At 45.6% G+C, this 22,570-nt stretch carries 19 protein-coding genes and 1 pseudogene; 16 read left to right on the forward strand and 4 right to left on the reverse strand.

The window, feature by feature from the left end; all coding sequences use genetic code 11:
- The first annotated feature begins 12 nt into the window (after positions 1 to 12).
- The 13 genes and pseudogenes from BM329_RS08180 to lpxC all read left to right on the forward strand — a co-directional run bounded on the left by BM329_RS08180 (position 13) and on the right by lpxC (position 16,132).
- Positions 13 to 1,795: pseudogene (locus BM329_RS08180) on the forward strand (peptidoglycan glycosyltransferase FtsI).
- Positions 1,782 to 3,269: a UDP-N-acetylmuramoyl-L-alanyl-D-glutamate--2,6-diaminopimelate ligase gene (murE, locus tag BM329_RS08185; RefSeq protein WP_092551476.1), complete on the forward strand. Its 1,488-nt coding sequence runs from the start codon at positions 1,782 to 1,784 to the stop codon at positions 3,267 to 3,269. Before BM329_RS08180 ends, murE begins: the two are co-directional and overlap by 14 nt.
- The gene (gene murF, locus BM329_RS08190; protein ID WP_092551479.1) at positions 3,266 to 4,648 is read left to right on the forward strand and encodes a UDP-N-acetylmuramoyl-tripeptide--D-alanyl-D-alanine ligase; all 1,383 of its coding nucleotides are present in this window, start codon (positions 3,266 to 3,268) and stop codon (positions 4,646 to 4,648) included. The genes murE and murF overlap by 4 nt, the downstream gene beginning before the upstream one ends.
- A complete protein-coding gene (gene mraY, locus BM329_RS08195) occupies positions 4,642 to 5,724 on the forward strand; it encodes a phospho-N-acetylmuramoyl-pentapeptide-transferase (RefSeq protein ID WP_092551482.1) in 1,083 nt (360 codons plus the stop codon). The genes murF and mraY overlap by 7 nt, the downstream gene beginning before the upstream one ends.
- A 17-nt stretch (positions 5,725 to 5,741) precedes the next feature.
- Complete coding sequence (gene murD / locus BM329_RS08200; RefSeq protein WP_422643808.1) at positions 5,742 to 7,052, forward strand: UDP-N-acetylmuramoyl-L-alanine--D-glutamate ligase; 1,311 nt, start codon at positions 5,742 to 5,744, stop codon at positions 7,050 to 7,052.
- Positions 7,052 to 8,245 (forward strand): cell division protein FtsW, encoded by a 1,194-nt coding sequence (gene ftsW, locus BM329_RS08205; protein ID WP_092551488.1) that lies wholly within the window; start codon positions 7,052 to 7,054, stop codon positions 8,243 to 8,245. Before murD ends, ftsW begins: the two co-directional genes overlap by 1 nt.
- Positions 8,242 to 9,333, forward strand: a complete 1,092-nt coding sequence (gene murG / locus BM329_RS08210; protein ID WP_092551491.1) for an undecaprenyldiphospho-muramoylpentapeptide beta-N-acetylglucosaminyltransferase — start codon at positions 8,242 to 8,244, stop codon at positions 9,331 to 9,333. The genes ftsW and murG overlap by 4 nt, the downstream gene beginning before the upstream one ends.
- 58 nt (positions 9,334 to 9,391) lie before the next feature.
- Entirely contained in the window at positions 9,392 to 10,867 is a 1,476-nt protein-coding gene (gene murC, locus BM329_RS08215; protein ID WP_092551494.1) for a UDP-N-acetylmuramate--L-alanine ligase, read from the forward strand.
- The gene (locus BM329_RS08220) at positions 10,860 to 11,780 is read left to right on the forward strand and encodes a D-alanine--D-alanine ligase (RefSeq protein WP_092551497.1); all 921 of its coding nucleotides are present in this window, start codon (positions 10,860 to 10,862) and stop codon (positions 11,778 to 11,780) included. Before murC ends, BM329_RS08220 begins: the two co-directional genes overlap by 8 nt.
- A 1-nt stretch (position 11,781) precedes the next feature.
- Positions 11,782 to 12,597, forward strand: coding sequence for a cell division protein FtsQ (gene ftsQ / locus BM329_RS08225; protein ID WP_092551500.1), 816 nt, complete (start codon positions 11,782 to 11,784; stop codon positions 12,595 to 12,597).
- Between the two features lie 32 nt (positions 12,598 to 12,629).
- Positions 12,630 to 13,886, forward strand: a complete 1,257-nt coding sequence (gene ftsA / locus BM329_RS08230) for a cell division protein FtsA (RefSeq protein ID WP_092551503.1) — start codon at positions 12,630 to 12,632, stop codon at positions 13,884 to 13,886.
- A gap of 66 nt (positions 13,887 to 13,952) precedes the next feature.
- On the forward strand, positions 13,953 to 15,116 hold the full coding sequence (gene ftsZ, locus BM329_RS08235; RefSeq protein ID WP_092551506.1) for a cell division protein FtsZ: 1,164 nt from the start codon (positions 13,953 to 13,955) through the stop codon (positions 15,114 to 15,116).
- A gap of 98 nt (positions 15,117 to 15,214) precedes the next feature.
- Positions 15,215 to 16,132, forward strand: coding sequence for a UDP-3-O-acyl-N-acetylglucosamine deacetylase (lpxC, locus tag BM329_RS08240; RefSeq protein ID WP_092551509.1), 918 nt, complete (start codon positions 15,215 to 15,217; stop codon positions 16,130 to 16,132).
- A gap of 121 nt (positions 16,133 to 16,253) precedes the next feature.
- On the opposite strand, the gene BM329_RS08245 is transcribed toward lpxC, so the two are convergent.
- Entirely contained in the window at positions 16,254 to 16,790 is a 537-nt protein-coding gene (locus tag BM329_RS08245; protein WP_092551512.1) for a DUF721 domain-containing protein, read from the reverse strand.
- Positions 16,791 to 16,827: 37 nt separating this feature from the next.
- On the opposite strand from BM329_RS08245, the gene secM reads away from it, so the two are divergent.
- From secM to mutT, 3 genes are all read left to right on the forward strand, one after another.
- The gene (gene secM / locus BM329_RS08250) at positions 16,828 to 17,388 is read left to right on the forward strand and encodes a secA translation cis-regulator SecM (protein WP_092551515.1); all 561 of its coding nucleotides are present in this window, start codon (positions 16,828 to 16,830) and stop codon (positions 17,386 to 17,388) included.
- A 94-nt stretch (positions 17,389 to 17,482) separates the two neighbouring features.
- Positions 17,483 to 20,191, forward strand: a complete 2,709-nt coding sequence (gene secA, locus BM329_RS08255) for a preprotein translocase subunit SecA (protein WP_092551518.1) — start codon at positions 17,483 to 17,485, stop codon at positions 20,189 to 20,191.
- 183 nt (positions 20,192 to 20,374) lie between these two features.
- Positions 20,375 to 20,779 (forward strand): 8-oxo-dGTP diphosphatase MutT, encoded by a 405-nt coding sequence (mutT, locus tag BM329_RS08260; RefSeq protein WP_092551521.1) that lies wholly within the window; start codon positions 20,375 to 20,377, stop codon positions 20,777 to 20,779.
- 98 nt (positions 20,780 to 20,877) lie between these two features.
- On the opposite strand, the gene yacG is transcribed toward mutT, so the two are convergent.
- From yacG to coaE, 3 genes are read right to left on the reverse strand one after another with little or no spacing between them, the layout of a single operon-like run.
- Positions 20,878 to 21,075, reverse strand: a complete 198-nt coding sequence (gene yacG / locus BM329_RS08265) for a DNA gyrase inhibitor YacG (RefSeq protein ID WP_092551524.1) — start codon at positions 21,073 to 21,075, stop codon at positions 20,878 to 20,880.
- A gap of 37 nt (positions 21,076 to 21,112) precedes the next feature.
- The gene (gene zapD / locus BM329_RS08270) at positions 21,113 to 21,868 is read right to left on the reverse strand and encodes a cell division protein ZapD (RefSeq protein ID WP_092551527.1); all 756 of its coding nucleotides are present in this window, start codon (positions 21,866 to 21,868) and stop codon (positions 21,113 to 21,115) included.
- Positions 21,861 to 22,484 carry a dephospho-CoA kinase gene (gene coaE / locus BM329_RS08275; RefSeq protein WP_092551530.1) on the reverse strand — a complete coding sequence of 208 codons (624 nt, stop codon included), beginning with the start codon at positions 22,482 to 22,484 and terminating at the stop codon, positions 21,861 to 21,863. The genes zapD and coaE overlap by 8 nt, the downstream gene beginning before the upstream one ends.
- Positions 22,485 to 22,570 lie beyond the last annotated feature (86 nt).

Raw genomic sequence — 22,570 nt, forward strand, 5'->3', positions numbered from 1 at the left:
AAAAGGTAGGCGATGAAAGCTGCACGCTCTTTAAAGTCAAAAAAGCAAGAAGATAAAGCAAGTTTTGTAAGCTGGCGTTTTGCCTTGCTGTGTGGGGGCATTGGGTTTGCTTTAATCGGGCTTTTGATTCGTGTTGCTTATTTGCAGATCATCAATCCAGATCGTCTGGTAAAAGAAGGTGACTCGCGTTCTTTACGAGTCCAATCTATTCCGACCACCCGGGGCATGATAAATGATCGTAATGGGCGTCCACTGGCTGTCAGTGTACCTGTTGATGCTATCTGGGCAGATCCCAAAGAGGTGTTTGAGAAAGGCGGAATTACAGATGATTCCCGCTGGAAGGCACTGGCTGATGCACTTTCTATTCCTTTGGAACAATTAACCCGAAAAATCAGCGACTATCCCAATGGGCGTTTTGTTTATCTTGCCCGACAAGTTAATCCCTCCATCGGTGATTATATTCAGAAATTGAAATTACCCGGTATCTATTTGCGTCAGGAATCTCGCCGTTATTATCCGGCAGGTCAGGTCACGGCGCATATTATTGGAGTAACTAACATTGACGGGAAGGGAATTGAGGGGATTGAGAAAAGCTTTGATAGCTGGCTGACAGGTATGCCGGGAAGCCGGACTGTTCGTAAAGATCGTACAGGGCGGGTGATTGAAGATATTGCATCTACAGATAGCAGGGCGGCCCATGATCTGATGCTTAGCATTGACGAACGCCTTCAGACTTTGGTCTATCGTGAGCTGACTAAGGCTGTTGCATTGAACAAAGCTGAATCTGGTACGGCCGTGCTGGTTGATGTTAATACGGGTGAAGTATTGGCGATGGCAAACAACCCCTCTTATAACCCGAATAATTTAGCCGGAACACCGAAAGATGCGATGCGTAATCGCGCTATCACCGATACTTTTGAGCCGGGCTCCACGATCAAACCTCTGGTGGTGATGAGTGCGCTGAATAGTGGAATTGTCAAAGAAAATACGGTGTTGGATACCAGACCTTATCGATTAACGTATGGTTCCAGAGGACACGAGATTAAAGACGTTGCCCCACGTCCTGAATTAACCATCACCGGAATTTTACAGAAATCGAGTAACGTTGGTGTTTCTAAACTGGCGTTAGCGATGCCCGCTTCAGAGCTGGTAGATGTCTATTCACGCTTTGGAATGGGAAAGCCGACCAATTTGGGGCTGATCGGAGAAAGTAGTGGCTTATTTCCAATAAATAAACAACGGTGGTCTGATCTTGATAGGGCCACCTTTTCTTTCGGCTATGGGCTAATGGTAACTCCGTTACAGTTAGCGCGTGTCTATGCAACAATCGGTAGCTTGGGCGTTTATCGTCCATTGTCAATTACCAAAGTTGATCCTCCTGTACCGGGAATCCGGGTATTTCCTGAGCACATTATGCGAACAGTAGTGCACATGATGGAAAGCGTCGCATTACCAGGCGGCGGTGGTGTACGGGCGGCAATAAAAGGCTATCGCATTGCAATTAAAACCGGTACAGCAAGAAAAGTCGGGCCGGATGGCAAATACCTAAATAATAAACATATTGCTTATACTACGGGGGTTGCACCTGCGAGTAATCCACGGTTTTCACTGGTTGTGATTATTAATGAACCACAAGCAGGTAAGTATTATGGCGGCGCGGTTGCAGCGCCTGTTTTCGGCTCCATCATGAGTGGTGTACTGCGTACGATGAATGTTGAACCAGATGCATTGCCTGTAGGTGATAAAAACGAATTTGTGATTAATAAATAAAGAGGATAAAAGTGGCAGATCGTAATTTACGCGATTTACTGGCTCCATGGGGTGTTAATACACCGGGGCTTCCGCTGCGCGAAATGACATTGGACAGCCGTAAGGCGGCTGCCGGAGATCTGTTTATTGCCGTTCAGGGGCACCAGACAGATGGTCGAAAATATATTCCTCAAGCCATCGCTCAAGGTGTTGCTGCGGTGATTGCAGAAGCGAAGGGAAAAACGGATAACGGCACAATACAGAAAATGCACGGGGTGCCTGTTATCTATTTGAATGATTTAAATAATAAATTGTCAAAATTAGCTGGTGAATTTTATCAACATCCTGGTAATAAACTAAAATTGGTGGGTGTTACCGGAACCAACGGGAAAACGACAACAACACAATTGCTGGCGCAATGGAGCCAGGGGCTTGGAGAAACCAGCGCTGTGATGGGGACGGTGGGAAATGGCCTGCTGGGCATGGTTGTGCCAAGCGAAAATACCACCGGTTCTGCTGTTGATATTCAGCTTGATTTACAGCAACTCGTTAATCAAAACGCAACTTTTGCCGCGATGGAAGTTTCTTCACATGGACTGATTCAGGGAAGGGTGGCCGCATTGCCATTTCAAGCTGCCATTTTCACTAATTTAAGCCGAGATCACCTTGATTATCATGGTGACATGGAAAATTACGAAAATGCTAAATGGATGTTGTTTAGCCGTCATGATGCGAAACAGAAAATCATCAATGCTGATGATGGGGTAGGGCAGAAGTGGTTGTCTCGCTTACCTGAGGCTGTTGCTGTTACGATGGAAAACCGTTTGCCGGAAAATTGGCTTGGGCGTTGGTTATCAGCCGAAGAGGTGAATTATCACGACAAAGGCGCATCCATTGCGTTTACCTCAAGTTGGGGAAATGGAACGCTGAGTAGTCCTTTAATGGGAGCATTCAATGTCAGTAATTTGTTATTGGCACTGGCTACTTTGCTGTCATTGGAATATCCCTTGGACAAATTGCTGGCAACCGTATCTTGTCTGGAACCCGTTTGTGGTCGCATGGAAGTTTTTACTGCTGCGGGTCGCCCTACTGTTGTTGTCGATTACGCCCATACACCGGATGCTTTGGAAAAAGCATTGTCTGCGGCTCGGCTGCACTGTAAAGGGCAACTCTGGTGCGTATTTGGTTGTGGCGGTGATCGTGACAAAGGCAAGCGTCCGCTGATGGGAGGGGTTGCAGAACAGGGGGCGGATCGGGTGGTTGTCACTGATGACAATCCTCGCAGTGAGGAACCACAAGCAATTGTAGCGGATATTCTGGCTGGATTTATCGATCCGGGACGGGCGATGGCGATTTATGGACGTGTTGAGGCTGTTACCAGTGCCATTATGCAGGCAACCGAAGACGATGTTGTTCTGGTTGCAGGTAAAGGCCATGAAGATTACCAACTGATCGGCAATCGCCGTTTGGATTACTCAGATCGCCTGACCGTATCTCGTTTGCTGGGGGTAATCGCATGATCCCACTGACACTCCAGCAACTGGCACAATTAACTAATGGTGCTTTACACCACGTAACTGAACAGCAATCTGCTGTTCTCCGAATTAATACAGTAGAAACTGATAGCCGCAAAATCGTAAATGGTGGTTTGTTTATTGCCTTAAAAGGCGAAAAATTTGATGCCCATGATTTCGCGGCCAATGTAGTTAAGCAGGGCGCAGGAGCCTTATTAGTCAGCCGTCGTCTTGATATTGGCTGCCCGCAGGTGGTGGTGAAAGACACTCGTCTGGCGATGGGAAAACTGGCGGGTTGGGTTCGTCAGCAAAGTAAGGCACGAGTCGTGGCTTTAACTGGGTCATCAGGAAAAACATCCGTGAAAGAGATGACGGCGGCTATTTTGCGTCAATGCGGTAATACGCTTTATACCTCTGGTAACTTCAATAATGATATTGGCGTGCCATTGACGCTGTTCAGACTCACTAACGACCACCAATTTGCCGTCATTGAGCTAGGTGCCAACCATATTGGTGAGATTGCTTATACCACTGAAATGACTCGTCCTGAAAGTGCGTTGGTCAATAATCTGTTTTCTGCTCATCTTGAGGGATTCGGTTCTCTTTCTGGCGTTGCAAAAGCAAAAGGCGAGATTTTTAAAGACCTTGCTCCAGGCGGGACAGCCATAATCAATCTGGAGAGTAATGATTGGGATAATTGGCAGCACAGCATCAATAAACAGCAGAGAGTGTGGTGTTTCTCCGTTGCCCCTACAGCTGACGCTGATTTTTACGCGACAGAAATTTCGGAACAACCACTGGCAACGCATTTTTGTCTCCATACCCCGGTCGGAAATATCAACCTGATACTGCCATTGCCGGGAAGGCACAATATTGCCAATGCGCTGGCTGCCAGTGCTCTGGCAATTTCTGTTGGTGCATCGCTGGAGGATATTCGTGCTGGGTTATCGGAGCTTAAGGCTGTTTCGGGGCGTTTATTCCCCATCCATCTTGCAGCGGGAAAAGTGGTGCTGGACGACACCTATAACGCCAATACAGGCTCCATGATTGCCGCTGCGAATGTGTTATCACAAATGCCCGGTTACCGTGTCATGGTTGTTGGCGATATGGGAGAGCTTGGGAAGCAGACAATTGAATGTCACCGTGAGGTGGGAGAAGCGGTGGCATCGACAGATATCGATAAGGTATTTAGCGTCGGTACTCTCAGCTCCCATATTAGTGTCGCAAGTGGTCGGGGACAGCATTTCGCAAGCAAGGCTGAATTAATTGCAACGTTGCTCTCTTTACTGGAACAGCATGAAATGATTTCAATACTAATCAAAGGTTCACGCAGTACCGCAATGGAAGAGGTAGTGAACACATTGAAGGAGAACTTCCAATGTTAGTTTGGCTAGCCGAGTATCTGGTTCAGTATCATACCGGTTTTAACGTCTTTTCCTATCTGTCGTTCAGAGCTATCGTCGGCTTGCTTACAGCACTGTTTATCGCATTGTGGATGGGGCCAACCTTGATTTCTTATCTGCAAAAATTGCAGATAGGTCAGGTTGTGCGTGACAACGGCCCAGAATCCCACTTCAGCAAGCGTGGAACGCCAACGATGGGCGGATTGCTGATCCTGTTTTCCATCACCATTTCTATTTTGTTGTGGGCACGTCTGAATAACCCATATGTTTGGTGCGTACTGGTGGTGTTGATAGGTTACGGCATTGTGGGGTTTGTGGACGACTATCGGAAGGTTGTTCGCAAAGATACCAAGGGGTTGATTGCACGCTGGAAGTATTTCTGGCAATCCATATTGGCATTGGGTATGGCGTTTGTAATGTACAGCATTGGCAAAGGTACTCCAGCAACGCAATTGGTCGTGCCGTTCTTCAAAGAAGTCATGCCGCAACTCGGGTTGCTTTACATTTTGTTGGCCTATTTCGTGATCGTGGGAACCAGTAATGCAGTGAATTTGACCGATGGTCTGGATGGTCTGGCTATCATGCCTACTGTATTGGTCGCAGCGGGTTTTGCATTAGTGGCATGGGCAACAGGCAACGTGAATTTTGCCAACTATTTGCATATCCCTTACCTGAATCATGCGGGTGAGTTGGTCATTGTCTGTACTGCCATTGTAGGCGCCGGGTTGGGCTTCTTGTGGTTCAACACCTATCCGGCACAGGTATTCATGGGTGATGTGGGTTCACTGGCTCTGGGTGGTGCATTAGGAACTATCGCTGTTTTACTGCGTCAGGAATTCCTGCTGGTCATTATGGGCGGGGTATTTGTGGTAGAAACACTGTCTGTCATTTTGCAGGTGGGTTCGTTCAAACTGCGTGGACAACGGATTTTCCGCATGGCACCTATTCACCATCACTATGAATTGAAAGGCTGGCCGGAACCACGCGTTATTGTGCGTTTCTGGATTATTTCTTTGATGCTGGTACTGATTGGTCTGGCAACGCTGAAGGTACGTTAATCATGGCTGAGTTATTCATGACTAAATACGGGGATAAAAAAATCGTTATCGTCGGGTTGGGCCTTACGGGCCTTTCCTGCGTTGATTTTTTCATCACACGTGGTGTGATTCCGCGCGTGATGGATACCCGTATAGTACCACCGGGCAGCGATAGGCTGCCTGATGACGTTGAGTGTCACACTGGAAGTTTAAATGCCCAATGGCTGATGAATGCTGATTTAATTGTTATCAGCCCGGGGATTGCGTTGGCAACCCCTGAATTACAAGCAGCGGCGGATGCTGGTGTTGAAATTATCGTTGATATTGAGCTGTTTTGTCGTGTGGCAACGGCCCCGATTGTTGCCATAACGGGTTCAAACGGTAAAAGCACCGTGACTGTGCTAGTGGGTGCAATGGCAAAAGAAGCTGGATGGCAGGTTGGTGTGGGCGGAAATATCGGGGTTCCTGCACTGGAATTACTGAAAAAACCTTGCCAATTGTATGTATTGGAGCTTTCCAGTTTTCAGCTCGAAACCACTTACAGCCTAAAAGCCGCAGCCGCAACCGTGCTGAATGTGACTGAAGACCATATGGTTCGTTACCCGAAAGGGTTATCACAATACCGTGCGGCAAAACTGCGTATCTATGATCAAGCAAAAGTATGCGTAGTGAATGCGCTGGATGAACTGACCTGGCCGATAGAAAGCAAGAGTAGTGGCTATATCCGCTTTGGTGTGGATAGCGGTGATTATCAGCTTGATAGTGAACATCAACAATTGGTGGTCAATCAATGTCCTGTATTAGCAACCCGCGACATGCAATTGGCCGGGCAACATAACTATGCTAACGGTCTGGCGGCATTGGCACTGGCAGATGCTGTAGGTATTCCTCGTGAAGCCAGTATTCAGGCATTGCGTACATATTCGGGGCTGGATCACCGTTTTCAGGTCGTCCATATGAGAAATGGTGTTCGCTGGGTCAATGACTCCAAGGCAACCAATGTCGGTAGCACACAGGCCGCTCTCAGTGGATTGAAAGTAGAAGGTACGCTCTATCTTTTAGTCGGTGGAGATGGAAAAGCGGCTGATTTTGCTCCTCTTAAGCCCTACCTATCGGCGAGTAATATTCGTCTTTACTGTTTCGGCCGCGATGGGAGGCAGCTGGCGCAACTGCGTCCTGAAATCGCAACACTGACAGAAACGATGGAGCAGGCAATGAGAGAAATCGCATCCAGGCTGGTCGCTGGCGATATGGTACTGCTGTCTCCCGCCTGTGCGAGCTTTGATCAATTCAGTGGGTTCGAACATCGTGGCCATGAATTTGCCCGTTTGGCAGAGGAGCTAGGCTGATGACTATTCCAGGTTTCGGTAAATTTAAAAATTGGCTGGCGGGAAATGTGGAAGCCGATACCACAGATATCGTCATGTATGATCGTACCCTGGTCTGGATGATATTGGGGTTGGCTGCGCTCGGTTTTATCATGGTGACATCAGCCTCAATGCCTGTTGGTCAACGTCTTGCTAAAGATCCGTTTATCTTTGCGCAACGTGATGCGATTTACTTGGGGCTATGCTTTTTCTTGTCTTTGATCACACTGCGCATTCCAATGGCGTTCTGGCAACGTTACAGCTATGTCATGTTGTTCGGCACAATCATGATGTTAGTTGTGGTGCTCTTTGTCGGTAGCTCAGTTAATGGCGCATCACGTTGGGTAGCGATGGGCCCATTGCGTATTCAGCCCGCTGAATTATCAAAATTATCGCTTTTTTGTTACCTTTCCAGCTATCTGGTCAGAAAAGTAGAGGAAGTGAGAAACAATTTCTGGGGATTCTGCAAGCCGATGGGGGTCATGATTGCATTGGCTATTTTACTGCTGGCTCAGCCTGATTTGGGAACCGTGATTGTATTGTTTGTCACAACACTGACATTGCTGTTTCTGGCGGGTGCGAAGTTGTGGCAATTCCTTGCCATCATTGGTTGCGGAATATTTGCCGTTTGCGTACTGATTATCGCTGAGCCTTACCGTATACGCAGGGTGACCTCTTTTCTGAATCCGTGGGAGGATCCGTTCGGTAGCGGTTATCAGTTAACCCAGTCATTAATGGCATTCGGTCGCGGAGATTTCTTCGGGCAAGGCTTGGGAAATTCAGTTCAGAAATTGGAGTATCTGCCTGAAGCGCATACTGATTTTATTTTCTCAATTATTGCTGAGGAATTAGGTTATTTCGGTGTGGTTTTAGTGTTGGCAATGGTATTCTTCGTCGCTTTCCGCGCAATGATGATTGGTCACCGGGCATTACAGCTTGATCAACGGTTTTCTGGTTTTCTGGCTTGTGCAATCGGTATCTGGTTCAGCTTTCAGACATTCATCAATGTAGGGGCAGCGGCGGGTATATTGCCAACAAAAGGTCTGACGTTGCCTCTGGTGAGTTACGGTGGTTCGAGTCTGATTGTGATGTCAACGGCTATCGTGTTGTTATTGCGAATTGATTATGAAGTACGTCTGGCGAAAGCACAGGCGTTCATAAGGAGCCCTAAATGAGTGGCAAAAACCGGCGATTAATGGTGATGGCAGGTGGTACGGGCGGTCATGTGTTTCCGGGACTGGCGGTTGCCCATCATTTAAAAGAGCAGGGGTGGGAAATCCGCTGGTTGGGAACCTCTGATCGCATGGAAGCCGATTTAGTGCCGAAACATGGTATTGATATCGAATTTATTCAAATTTCAGGATTGAGGGGCAAAGGAATCAAAGCATTGCTGGCCGCTCCTATAAGAATTTTTAAGGCAATCCGGCAGGCAAAAGCCATTATGCAACGTTATCAGCCGGATGTCGTACTGGGCATGGGCGGATATGTTTCTGGGCCGGGTGGAATAGCTGCATGGTTATGTGGCATTCCGGTTGTATTACATGAACAAAATGGTATTGCCGGGCTGACCAATCGCTGGTTGGCTAAAATTGCAAAAACGGTTTTACAGGCCTTTCCGGGCGCATTTCCTAATGCATTAGTTGTTGGTAACCCTGTACGGGAAGATGTACTGGCTCTACCCGTACCTGAGCAGCGTTTGAGTGGGCGTGAAGGCCCTGTGCGGATTCTGATTGTGGGTGGCAGTCAGGGGGCGAGGATTTTAAACCAAACTATGCCAGATGTGGCGGCTCGTTTGGGGGATAAAATCACGTTATGGCATCAGGCCGGAAAAGGTGCTCAGGAAGAAACGCAGAAAAGATATGAAAATTCAGCCGCATATGAATTCAAAGTAACTGAATTTATTGATGATATGGCGCAGGCTTATGCGTGGGCAGATATTGTAGTGTGTCGCTCTGGCGCACTGACGGTCAGCGAAATTTCTGCTGCGGGTTTACCCGCGATCTTTGTTCCATTTCAACATAAAGATCGCCAGCAGTATTGGAATGCTTTGCCATTGGAAAAAGTGGGAGCCGCGAAGATACTCGAGCAGCCCATATTTACGGTAGATGCCGTAGCAGAACTGTTAATGCAGTGGCAACGCCCGCAATTACTGGAGATGGCAGAAAAGTCACGCTCAGTCGCCATTATCAATGCAACTGAGCGTGTGGCAGCAGCGCTGATTGATGCTGCTGAAAATCATTCAGGCCGTTCTGGTTCTAAATAGCATTCTAGTAAGTAGAAAGAAGAACGGCGACGTAAACATAACGAGTGAAGATTAAAACGTGAATACACAACAGTTGGCGAAATTAAGAGCTTTAGTGCCTGAGATGAGAAAAGTCAGGCATATCCACTTTGTCGGCATTGGTGGTGCTGGCATGGGTGGCATCGCCGAGGTGTTGGCTAATGAAGGTTATCAGATAAGCGGTTCTGATCTGGCACCCAACCCAGTCACACAACAGCTGATTGCACTGGGTGCAAACATTTATTTTAATCACCGACCGGAAAATGTACGGGGTGCCAGTGTTGTGGTTGCATCCACTGCCATTCCTGCGGATAACCCTGAGATTATGGCGGCTCGTGAAGCCCGCATTCCGGTGATCCGCCGCGCAGAAATGCTGGCAGAGCTGATGCGTTACCGCCACGGTATTGCTATCGCGGGAACACATGGAAAAACCACGACAACCGCAATGGTTGCTGGCATCTATGCACAGGCGGGCCTTGATCCGACATTCGTCAATGGCGGTTTGGTAAAAGCGGCGGGTACACATGCACGTTTAGGTAGCAGCCGTTACCTGATAGCAGAAGCAGATGAAAGCGACGCTTCATTCCTGCATTTGCAGCCCATGATGGCGATTGTCACCAATATTGAAGCTGATCACATGGATACCTATCAGGGAAATTTCGAAAATCTGAAACAGACGTTCGTTAATTTTCTACATAATTTGCCGTTTTATGGTCGTGCAGTGATGTGCATTGATGATCCTGTCGTGAAGGAATTGATTCCCCGCATTGGGCGTTATGTTACGACTTACGGCTTCAGTGAAGAAGCAGATGTCTGTATTACCCATTATGAGCAGAAAGGAGCTCAGGGATTTTTCACTATCAGCCGGAATAACCTGCCAGACCTGCATGTAGTGTTAAATGCCCCGGGACGCCACAACGCATTGAATGCGACGGCAGCGGTAGCAGTAGCAACAGAAGAAGGCATTAATGATGCTGCAATTCTGACAGCGCTGGCAGAGTTTCAGGGAACGGGACGCCGATTTGATTTTCTGGGGGAATTTGCCCTCAAACATATCAATAACAAAGAAGGTGGCGTGATGTTGGTTGATGATTATGGCCATCACCCAACCGAAGTTGATGCCACGATCAAAGCTGCGCGGGCTGGCTGGACGGATAAACGTATTGTGATGGTATTTCAGCCCCATCGTTATACGAGAACCCGTGATTTATATGATGATTTCGCTGATGTTTTAAGTCAGGTAGATGTTCTATTGATGCTGGATGTATATGCCGCAGGTGAAACCCCGATCCCAGGGGCAGATAGTCGTTCTTTATGCCGGACTATCCGTAGCCGTGGGAAACTGGAACCAATTTTTGTGTCAGATTCAGAGCAAATTTCATCCATACTGTCACGGGTTATGGAAAACAATGACTTAGTTTTGGTTCAGGGTGCCGGTAATATCGGTAAAATAGCGCGCAATCTGGCTGAAACAAAAATGCAGCCATCTTTTAATGAGGGAGAGCATCATGGTTGATAAAGTTGCAGTTTTGTTGGGCGGAACGTCTGCTGAACGTGAAGTTTCACTGCAATCAGGGCAGTCAGTTTTGGCTGGGCTGAAAAAAGCGGGCATTAATGCTTATTCAGTTGATACAAAAGACTTTGATGTGACTAAACTCAAAGAAGAGGGGTTCAGTAAAGTTTTTATCGCTTTGCATGGCCGTGGTGGTGAAGATGGTACTTTGCAAGGTTTACTAGAGTTTTTACAGCTTCCTTACACAGGCAGTGGTGTGATGGCATCAGCTCTGTCAATGGACAAATTACGTACAAAACAGCTATGGCAGGGAGCAAAACTGCCTATTTCTTCTTATGTTGCGATTAATTTTCAAAAATTTAAACAAATTAGTGAATTTCAACTCAAAGATTATGTCCGAGAATTAGGTCTACCGTTAATGGTCAAACCAAATCTGGAAGGTTCCAGTGTGGGCATGACCAAAGTGAATGACTATTCTGAACTGCGTGGTGCATTAGAACTGGCATTCAAATATGACAGCAATATATTGATTGAGGAATGGTTGTTTGGCCCTGAATATACCGTGGGTTTTTTGGGTGATGAAGCTCTTCCTTCTATCCGGATTCAGGCTCCTGATGTGTTTTATGACTACGATGCGAAATATATTTCCAACGAAACACAATACTTTTGTCCAAGTGGATTGAGTGTCGAAAAAGAGCAGGAATTGATAGATATCGCATCAAGGGCATATAAGGCACTGGGATGCAGTGGCTGGGGACGCATTGATATCATGGATGATGGCAAAGGTAATTTCTATCTGTTAGAGGCAAATACCTCTCCGGGCATGACCAGTCATAGTCTGGTACCAATTGCCGCGCGTCAGGCCGGACTCAGTTTTTCCCAACTTGTAGCGAGAATTTTGGAATTGGCTGATTGATATGTCACAGGCAGCCCGGAATATCCGGGAGCGGGAGATCGAAGCTCAGGGGATACGCCCCAGTAATGGTTATCATCTGATAGGGATTATCTTCTTCCTGATGGTAATCGGCACTATCATATGGGGGGGCTGGATGACGCTGGACTGGATGAAAGACTCTAGTAGATTACCGCTTTCAAAACTGGTGTTAACCGGTGAACGCCATTACACCACGAATGATGATGTCAGGCAGGCTATTTTGTCTCTGGGAACTCCAGGAACATTTATGACACAGGATGTCAATGTCATTCAGGAAAATATTGAACAACTGTCATGGATTCGGCAAGTTACTGTGCGTAAACAATGGCCTGATGAACTGAAAATTCATCTGGTAGAATACGTGCCTTATGCGCGCTGGAACGATACGCAAATGCTAGATACCGAAGCTCGGGTGTTTAGTTTGCCCGTGGAACGCAGTATTAATGGGCAATACCCGATGCTGTATGGTCCTGAAAGCAAAGAAAAAGATGTATTGGAAGGATATAGCACAATGACAACTTTTCTTTCAGCACATCAAATAAAATTAAAAGCGGTGATCATGACAGCGCGTAATTCCTGGCAATTGATACTGGATAACGATATCCGGTTAGAGTTAGGAAATCGAGATAAAATGGAACGAATAAAACGTTTTGTTGAACTTTATCCTGTTTTGTTGAAAAACATGGAAAAGCGCGTGGCTTATATCGATTTACGTTATGACAGCGGTGCTGCGGTTGGTTGGGCTCCTTTATTAACTGATGCGCCAGTTTCAATGAACGGGCAAGAAAACAAACAGTGACTGGTAATAATACAGAGACAGGCAGAATAACGATGATCAAATCAACGGACAGAAAATTGGTAGTTGGCCTTGAAATCGGGACAGCAAAAGTATCTGCCCTGGTTGGTGAAATTCTGCCCGATGGTATGGTTAATATTATCGGAGTAGGAAGTTGCCCATCCCGTGGCATGGATAAAGGCGGTGTCAACGATCTTGAATCGGTTGTTAAGTGCGTCCAGCGTGCAATAGATCAGGCTGAGCTTATGGCCGATTGCCAGATCTCGTCGGTCTATTTGGCGCTTTCCGGCAAGCATATCAGTTGTCAGAACGAAATTGGTATGGTGCCGATTTCGGAAGAAGAAGTGACGCAAGATGATGTGGACAGCGTTGTCCATACAGCCAAATCGGTTCGTGTTCGTGATGAACACCGTATTTTGCATGTAATTCCACAGGAATACGCGATTGATTATCAGGAAGGGATTAAAAATCCAGTTGGGCTTTCTGGTGTGCGTATGCAGGCAAAAGTTCACTTGATTACCTGTCATAACGACATGGCAAAAAATATTGTAAAAGCTGTTGAACGTTGTGGGTTGAAAGTTGACCAACTTATTTTTGCCGGACTGGCAGCAAGTTATGCTGTATTAACAGAAGACGAAAAAGAATTGGGGGTATGTGTTGTTGATATCGGCGGTGGAACGATGGACATCGCTGTATATACCGGCGGTGCATTGCGTCATACCAAGGTTATTCCTTATGCAGGAAATGTTGTTACCAGTGATATCGCCTATGCATTTGGTACCCCCCCAAGTGATGCTGAAACCATCAAGGTTCGTCATGGATGCGCATTGGGTTCAATAGTGAGCAAAGATGAGAGCGTGGAAGTCCCAAGTGTGGGAGGACGGCCTCCCCGTAGCTTGCAGCGTCAGACGCTGGCGGAAGTAATAGAACCCCGTTATACCGAACTGCTGAATTTGGTGAATGATGAAATTTTGCGATTGCAGGAACAGTTGCGTCAGCTGGGAGTAAAGCACCACCTGGCAGCAGGGATTGTCCTGACAGGGGGAGGAGCCCAGATTGATGGATTGGCCGATTGTGCCCGGCGGGTATTCCATACCCAGGTTCGTATTGGTCGTCCTCTGAACATCACCGGCCTGACAGATTATGTGCAGGAGTCTTGCTACTCAACAGCAGTTGGGCTTCTGCATTATGGCAAAGAATCCCACCTTGGTGGAGATTCTGATGCCGATAAAAGAACGTCAGTGAGCGGCTGGTTTAATAAAATTAGCAACTGGCTGAAAAAAGAATTTTGATTTTTTATACAGAGGCTAAGACAATGTCGCCTGCCTCGATATAAAGGCACAAAACGGAGAGAAATTATGTTTGAACCACTGGAATTAACCAATGACGCGGTGATTAAAGTCATCGGCGTCGGCGGCGGCGGCGGTAATGCTGTTGAGCACATGGTGCGTGAACGCATAGAAGGAGTAGACTTCTTTGCGATTAACACGGATGCTCAGGCACTACGTAAGACAGCTGTTGGTCAGACTATCCAGATTGGCAACGGCATTACGAAAGGATTGGGCGCTGGTGCAAACCCTGAAGTTGGCCGTACTGCCGCGGAAGAAGATCGCGAATCATTGCGTACCGCATTGGAAGGGGCTGACATGGTATTCATTGCTGCGGGTATGGGCGGTGGTACAGGAACAGGTGCAGCACCCGTTGTAGCTGAAATTGCCAAAGAACTTGGCATTCTGACCGTGGCTGTTGTGACTAAGCCATTTAACTTCGAAGGCAAAAAGCGTATGGCCTTCGCGGAACAAGGGATCACTGAATTGTCCAAACATGTGGACTCATTGATTACTATTCCAAATGACAAATTGTTGAAAGTTTTGGGACGCGGAATTTCCCTGCTGGATGCGTTTGGTGCGGCAAATGATGTTCTGAAAGGCGCGGTTCAGGGTATTGCTGAGCTGATCACTCGCCCGGGGCTGATGAACGTTGACTTCGCTGACGTTCGTACCGTGATGTCTGAAATGGGTTATGCCATGATGGGTTCAGGTATCGCACAAGGTGAAGATCGTGCGGAAGAAGCAGCAGAAATGGCTATCTCCAGCCCGCTGTTGGAAGATATTGACCTATCTGGTGCGCGTGGTGTTCTGGTTAACATTACTGCGGGCTTTGACCTGCGTCTGGACGAATTCGAAACGGTTGGTAACACAATCCGTGCATTTGCTTCTGATAATGCAACCGTGGTTATCGGTACATCATTGGATCCGGACATGAACGATGAACTGCGTGTCACTGTTGTTGCAACGGGTATAGGGATGGACAAGCGTCCGGAAATTACTCTGGTGACCAATAACAAAGCTCCTCAGACAAATACAGTGGATCGCCGTTACCAGCAGATGCCCGGCGGAATCTCTTCATTGTCTGATGAGAGTAAACCAGCAGCAAAAGTAGTTAATGACCAAAATACACATACAAGCAAAGAGCCTGATTATCTTGATATTCCAGCATTTTTACGTAAGCAGGCTGACTAATTACTAAAAATTGGTTTCTCCGCTTTTTGTGCTAAAATATCCTGCCAATCATACTTTATAATGATTTGCAGGATAAGTAACACTGCGAGATATAAACGATGATCAAACAAAGGACATTAAAACGTATTGTTCAAGCGACTGGCGTTGGTTTACACACCGGTAAGAAAGTCACGCTGACAATGCGTCCAGCACCGGCTAATACCGGGGTCATCTATCGTCGTACTGACTTGAATCCTCCGGTTGATTTTCCGGCTGATGCCAAATCTGTGCGTGATACTATGCTCTGTACTTGCTTGGTGAATGAGCATAATGTGCGGATTTCAACTGTTGAGCATTTGAATGCAGCATTGGCAGGTTTGGGAATCGATAACATTGTTATTGATGTCGATGCACCAGAAATCCCGATTATGGATGGTAGTGCCAGCCCGTTCGTTTTCCTGTTATTGGATGCGGGTATTGAAGAACTGAATGTCGCGAAGAAATTCGTACGTGTGAAAGAAACTGTTCGCGTGGAAGATGGTGATAAATGGGCTGAATTGGCACCATATCACGGTTTCAGTCTGGATTTTACCATCGACTTTAACCATCCAGCGATTGATTCCGGTTCACAGCATTATAGTATGGACTTTTCAGCAGATTCATTCGTTCGTCAGATTAGCCGTGCCCGTACTTTTGGATTTATGCGTGATATTGAGTACTTACAATCTCAAGGTCTGTGTCTTGGTGGCAGCTTCGATTGTGCGATTGTGGTAGATGATTACCGTGTACTCAATGAAGATGGTTTGCGTTTTCATGATGAATTTGTTCGTCATAAAATGCTGGATGCTATCGGCGATCTGTTTATGTGTGGTTACAACATTATTGGTGCCTTTACCGCGTTCAAATCGGGTCATGCACTGAACAACAAGCTACTGCAAACCATTTTAGCGCAAGAAAGTGCTTGGGAATTTGTCACATTTGAAGATGAGGCTGAAATGCCGCTGGCTTTCCGTGCCCCTTCATTAGTGTTGGCATAATGGCTAATATGTGTGTTTCTAACATGTATATTAACTAAAAGAGTGTTGAGAACATTCCTATGATGCACCAGTGGGTTATGTTATCTATCACACTCCTTTCGCTGATGTTTTTCATTCAGCGTTAGCGCTTATTCTTGGCTGTGCTGGTACCCTCTCCGGCCAGTGCAGCCAATCGTTCTAATTTCCTTTTCAATTTCTTCGGGCTGCGTTCAGCCAACATCATTATTGTTTCTGCACTTTCATGAGTCAGTTGGCGCTTTGGTAAATCCTGATTATCATTATTGGATACTTCAACTGAGGATTTTGCGATGTTCTGTGCATTATTATCATACTTGACCATTAATGATGGATTAATCTTGATGTCGATTGAGGATAAAGATGGTAGAATTTCGCTCCTCAGAGTAGAACGCAACGTAGGAATTTCATAACGAAGCCGGGTCATCCAACTGGCATTTCCTGCTTCCAGTACCAGAATTTGTTTGCGATAATTGGCAACCCTGCACCATGGATGCAACTGTGCAGGAAGTAAGCTGAGAACGGCACGGTTGAGCTTCAATAATGCGATGGCATGTTTCTGAATTACTTGAAGTGGGCTTTTCCCTACAGTCGCCTCGTCTTCAAATAGAGTATCCAGTGATTGTGGACGATTATCTCGCATAATAAGGGCAGTTCCAGTATTTATTAATGAAGGATTAATGAGTATTTTAAATCTTTGGCGACAATTTAGTAGGCGTTATTTTTGGTCTCACCTTTTACTGGGCATAGTTGCCACGGGAATTGGTGTTCCTACTGTTTTTGCTAAAATGGCAGAAAACTTTCCCCATACTAATACCTCTTCTACTCAAGAAAATCAAAATCAATCATTTTCTTCTTCTTCGTTTGAGCATTTATTTCAATTACACCTGTTTGAACTAAAAAGTGTTCAGCGTCAACCCTCCAATTATTTAAACTACTGGCAGCAACACGCTGTTCGTAACATGATCCGTCAACTTTCTTTTGCTTTTTCGGTCACAGAGCCGATTAGATGCGAAGAAGCAAAAGAAAGTACTCGGAGTTCTTCTCCATCAATGCAACAGCTTATGCTGGACACTTTGCATGATATGTTGACACAAGTATCAAAGCCATTTGATGACACCATATCTGATGTTGCGATGCTAGTGACTGTTTTTCCTGATACGTACACACCAGCGCTCTGGGTAGCCCAAATTCAAGGGATCAGAGCAGGGCCATTATCCAATCATTTATTTTTGCTTTAATACTTTTGTATTATTTTATTCTTATTCAATAAGACTTTTTTCAAGAAATGATTGATTGGCTGCAACAGTAGCCTTATCTGAGATGTACTAAATTATGCTGATTAAATTACTGACTAAAATTTTTGGTAGCCGTAATGACCGTACCTTGCGTCGTTTGCGTAAAGTAGTTGATGTGATCAACCACATGGAGCCGGATTTTGAAAAACTTTCTGATGAAGAACTGAAAGCAAAAACAGATCAGTTCCGAACTCGTCTGAAGGAAGGGGAGTCACTGGAAAAAGTTCTCCCGGAAGCTTTTGCTACTGTACGTGAAGCCAGTAAAAGAGTCTTTGGTATGCGTCACTTTGATGTGCAGCTGTTGGGCGGGATGGTACTGAATGAACGTTGTATAGCAGAAATGCGTACCGGTGAAGGTAAAACACTGACAGCAACGTTGCCTGCATATCTTAATGCCCTGAGTGGTCGGGGTGTCCATGTTGTTACCGTGAACGACTATCTGGCACAGCGTGATGCCGAAAACAACCGTCCACTATTTGAGTTTCTCGGCATGACAGTCGGCATTAACCTGCCGAACATGCCAGCGCCAGCAAAACGTGAGGCCTATAGTGCAGATATTACTTACGGAACTAACAATGAATATGGTTTCGATTATCTGCGTGACAACATGGCATTTAGCCCGGAAGAACGAGTTCAGCGTAAATTGCATTATGCCTTGGTGGATGAGGTGGACTCCATTCTTATCGATGAGGCCCGTACACCTCTGATCATCTCAGGGCCTGCGGAAGATAGCTCTGAACTTTATCTCAAAGTGGACAAACTGATACCAAAACTGATCCGTCAGGAAAAAGAGGATTCAGATACTTTTCAGGGCGAAGGTCATTTCTCAGTTGATGAAAAAACACGTCAGGTCAATCTGACAGAGCGCGGTTTAGTGTTGATTGAAGAATTACTCGTGGATGCCAAATTGATGAATGAAGGTGAATCTCTGTACTCGCCGACCAATATCATGCTGATGCACCATGTAACAGCAGCTTTACGTGCCCATGCCTTGTTTACCCGCGATGTAGATTATATTGTCAAAGATGATGAAGTTATCATTGTTGACGAACATACTGGGCGTACCATGCAGGGACGTCGCTGGTCTGATGGATTGCATCAGGCAGTAGAAGCTAAAGAAGGTGTCGAAATCCAAAATGAAAACCAGACACTGGCTTCAATCACCTTCCAGAACTATTTCCGTATATATGAAAAATTAGCGGGGATGACGGGAACAGCCGATACTGAAGCTTTTGAATTCAGCTCTATTTATAAGCTGGATACTATTGTTGTTCCGACAAACCGCCCAATGGTCCGTCAAGATTTACCGGATTTGGTTTACATGACAGAAGCGGAAAAAATTGAAGCGATCATTGAGGATATCAGGGAGTGTACAAGCAAAGGCCAACCTGTGTTGGTGGGAACTATTTCGATTGAGAAATCGGAAGTTATTTCTAATGCATTGACTGAAGCTGGCATTGTACACAATGTCCTGAACGCAAAATTCCATGCTATGGAAGCCGATATTATTTCTCAGGCAGGCCAAGCCAGTGCGGTAACTATTGCAACCAACATGGCGGGACGTGGGACAGATATCATGTTGGGAGGAAGCTGGCAGGCAGAAGTTGCCAAGCTGGAAGAACCGACTGAAGAACAAATCGAGAAAATCAAAGCAGCATGGCAAGTGCGTCATGATGCGGTATTGGCAGCGGGTGGTTTGCATATTGTTGGTACAGAACGCCATGAATCACGCCGTATTGATAACCAGTTACGTGGACGTGCAGGGCGTCAGGGGGATGCAGGTTCTTCACGCTTCTATCTTTCAATGGAAGACTCCCTGATGCGCATTTTTGCTTCTGAGCGTGTTACAGGCATGATGCGCAAGTTGGGTATGAAACCGGGTGAAGCAATTGAGCATCCGTGGGTGACTAAAGCGATTGCTAATGCTCAACGTAAAGTTGAAAGCCGCAACTTTGATATCCGTAAGCAGCTGCTGGAATATGATGATGTTGCCAATGATCAGCGTCGTGCAATCTATGCTCAGCGTAACGAATTACTTGATGTGAGTGATGTCAGTGAAACCATTTCCAGCATTCGTGAAGATGTCTTCAAAATAACGATTGATACGTATATTCCACCACAATCTCTGGAAGAAATGTGGGATGTTGAAGGTTTGCAAGAACGTTTAGTCAACGATTTCGATCTGGATCTGCCAATAAAAGAGTGGTTGGATAAAGAACCTGAGCTGCATGAAGAAACATTGCGCGATCGTATTCTTGATAAGGCGTTTGAAGTCTATAAACAGAAAGAAGAGATCGTCAATGCAGAAATGATGCGTAACTTTGAAAAAGGTATCATGCTGCAAACTTTGGATACACTGTGGAAAGAACATTTAGCTGCGATGGATTACCTGCGTCAGGGTATTCATCTGCGTGGCTATGCTCAGAAAGATCCAAAACAGGAATACAAACGTGAATCCTTCGCCATGTTTGCCAATATGCTGGAATCATTGAAATATGAAGTGATCAGTACTTTGAGCAAAGTTCAGGTCAGAATGCCGGAAGAAGTTGAAGCACTTGAACAGCAACGCCGCGAGGAAGCTGAACGTTTGGCAAGAAAGCAGCACTTGAGCCATGAAGTTGAACAAGGCGCATTAATGTCAGAAGAGGAAGCACAGATGGCAAGTGGGGAACGTAAAGTTGGACGTAACGACACCTGCCCATGTGGTTCCGGCAAAAAATATAAGCATTGTCACGGTCGCTTATAATTAAAACCAAGTGAATGGAGCGAGTGGCAGGTTGCCACTCGCTCCATATTTCAGGCTTATATAATCACAGTAACGGAAAACTATCACGACTGAGATTGTCAGATTCAGCCCATCTCTAATTTTATTGTAGTCTGCAAGATATAATCACCTAGGTTAAATAATCAATAGTAAGAAAAAACAATTATGGAAAAAAAATATCTGCATATTGCCGCAGGCATCATTAAAAATAGCAATGATGAAATATTTATCACGCAGCGTAGGGCTGATTCACATATGGGCGGTTTTTGGGAGTTTCCCGGAGGGAAACTTGAACAAGGAGAAAAACCTGAACAAGCATTGATTAGAGAATTAAAGGAAGAAGTCGGGATCACTGTGACTCATTGTAAATTGACAGATACTATTACACATGATTTTCCTGACCGAAATATCACACTCTACTTTTTTCTGGTTGATGAATGGGAAAATGAACCATTTGGTAGAGAAGGACAGCCTTCCCGCTGGGTATTACAATCAGAATTGATTGCTGATGAATTTCCACCCGCAAACCGTGGTATTGTCGGTTTCTTGACAAAAAATGACTCCCATTAAAAAACGGGGATTACTTTTTTAAAATTATTTACTTTAGAGAATGACATCGCAATAGTACCAAATAAGATCAGTGCTCTCGTGATGTCATCTAAGCGATATCACCGTTCTGGCTCTTCGCTCCAGCTATCATTTTCTGCACTATCGCTTTGACTCGGTATTTTCTTTTCTTCGCTGGCCCACTCTCCCAAGTCGATTAATTGGCAACGTTTACTGCAAAATGGGCGATGTGGGCTGATTTTACCCCATATTACTGTGTTACCACATGTTGGACATTCTACTGTCAATACTTCAGACATCTTACTTTCCTTTCCCCTGCTTGATTTCGGAGCCATGTTAACAGCAGGCTAATTCAAATGACAAATGGGCAGGAACAATACGTTCACTATCCATGGGCAAGAAACGGATGGCGAAACGTGTCTTATAGCCGGAGACTTGTGGGTAAATTAATGCATTCGGTACGACGTCCAATTTCAGCCTCAGGAGGTCTGCTTCGTCAGCATTGTCTTGATAAAAACCATTGTGACTGATTTTAGGCGTAAATACTGTCGATTGGCGTATGAGATCCAGAATACTTTCCAGTGCTTGCTTTAATGGGAGGAGGCTGCCTAGCCAGGCTTTGACTGATTCATCTCTGACTGATTGTGGCAAATACAGCCACAAGTGCAATGTTGGCAAATCAAAACTACAACACCCCCCCGGGATGCTCAATCTTTGGCGAACCATACTGATGATGCGATCTTCTTTGATATGCTGGCTGATTCGGGGGCCTTGATTCAAGGCAATACTGCATTCTTTCAGCTGTTTCGCTAAATTCTGGATCATGTCAGTATCTGCATTTGGAGCGCCGAGCCACAATTTTAACTTAACTTGCTGGCGATCTAACTCTTTTAATAATTCAGAACGGACTTCACCACGATCTAGGATCTCAATTAGTTCTGCGATTGTACGAAAAAACGACAGGCTGCTTGCCTGAGAATCTAAGTGGCGTTGTTTTTCCAACTGTTGCAGTGAAGATTCAATCCTCAACCATGAACGCATTTTTTCATTAAGTGGATGTTCAAAAATAATAGTAGAGGTTGCATCACTCATTACGGTTTTCCTGTCTGACTGATTTTGCTTGTTTTAAATACTGTTGATGTAATTCAACCACACGGGAGACAATGTCTTGTTCGCCAGAGTGATTAAAGATGACATCGTCTGCTTTATCCAGTCTGTCATGACGGCTGGCTTGTGCAGCCAGAATATTTTCGACTTGCTTACGGTTTACGCCATCACGTGCCATTGTTCGAGCAATTTGTGTTTCTGGTGGGATGTCAACAACTAAAATACGATCTGCCAGATGCATTAAATTATTTTCAATTAACAGAGGAACCACCCAAATGACGTAGGTGGCAGTCACTTGGTTTAATTGTCGTTGAGTTTCTGTGTGTATCAGTGGATGCAACAGCGCATTCAGCCACTTTTTTTCTTCTGGGGCCGCAAAAATTTTTTGGCGTAGCAATACGCGGTTTAGGTTGCCATCGGATAATAATATGTCAGATCCAAAGTGCTGTGAAATTGCCAGCAATGCGGGAGTACCAGGAGCAACCACTTCTCTGGCAATAATATCGGCATCAACAAGAGGAACACCAAGGGATGAAAATACATTAGAGATAGTCGTTTTACCGCTACCAATTCCACCTGTGAGTGCAACAATATAAGTCATCCTATCCCTTAAAATATTTCTGATAGTATAATTAAATTGTAACCCAAGGAAAGCTAATGAGCTATAAACAAACAAATATATTCCCA

It is taken from the genome of Xenorhabdus koppenhoeferi (genome assembly GCF_900116635.1).
Classification (GTDB): Bacteria; Pseudomonadota; Gammaproteobacteria; order Enterobacterales; family Enterobacteriaceae; genus Xenorhabdus; species Xenorhabdus koppenhoeferi.